Origin of the sequence: Tepidiforma sp., assembly GCF_026419595.1 — a bacterium.
Lineage (GTDB): Bacteria > Chloroflexota > Dehalococcoidia > Tepidiformales > Tepidiformaceae > Tepidiforma.
Genome location: NZ_JANZZD010000084.1, coordinates 1 through 839 on the forward strand (window position 1 = coordinate 1; position 839 = coordinate 839).

At 54.7% G+C, this 839-nt stretch carries 1 rRNA gene; it reads right to left on the reverse strand.

From position 1 onward, the window contains the following. A 23S ribosomal RNA gene (locus N2041_RS14455) occupies nt 1–839 on the reverse strand; the annotation flags it as partial.

Genomic DNA, 839 nt, shown 5'->3' on the forward strand with positions numbered 1-839 from the left:
GCTATTTTGCCGAGTTCCTTAGCAGGCATTCTCCCGAGCGCCTTAGGTTTTTCACCTCGTCCACGTGTGTCCGTTTCCAGTACGGGCACCGCTATAACTCGCTTAGAGGTTTTTCTCGCCAGTGTGGGCTCTGCTACTTCATGCACCCGTAGATGCACTCCGTCCACACCTCAGCTCAGCAGGCGGATTTGCCTACCTGCCTCTTCGCCTACATGCAGACACGTAGAATACCATCTCTACGCTAGCATACCCTCCTGGGTCACCCCATCACTCAATCGCTATAACGGTGGCGCAGGAATATAAACCCGCTTCCCATCGGCTTCCCCTCTCGGGTACACCTTAGGCCCCGGCTAACCCCCGGCGGATTGGCCTTGCCAGGGAACCCTTGGACTTACGGCGAGGAGGATTCTCACCTCCTTTATCGCTACTCATGCCGGCATTCTCACATGTGCACGCTCCAGTAAGCCTCTCAGCTTACCTTCACCGCTCTACACATCGCTCCCCTACCAACCCTTTCGGGTTCCGAAGCTTCGGTGTTATGCTTAGCCCCTTACATTTTCGGCGCAAGGATGCTCGACCAGTGAGCTATTACGCACTCTTTAAAGGATGGCTGCTTCTAAGCCAACCTCCTGGCTGTCTCCGCACCCCCACATCCTTTCTTCACACTTAGCATAAACTTCGAGACCTTAGCTGTCGGTCCGGGCTCTTTCCCTCTCGAGTATGAAGCTTATCCCACATACTCTGACTGCCATGCTCTAAGTTAGGGTATTCGCAGTTTGATAGGGTTCGGTAGGCCGCTAAGCCCCCTGATCCCTTTCAGCGCTCTACCCCCCTAACTC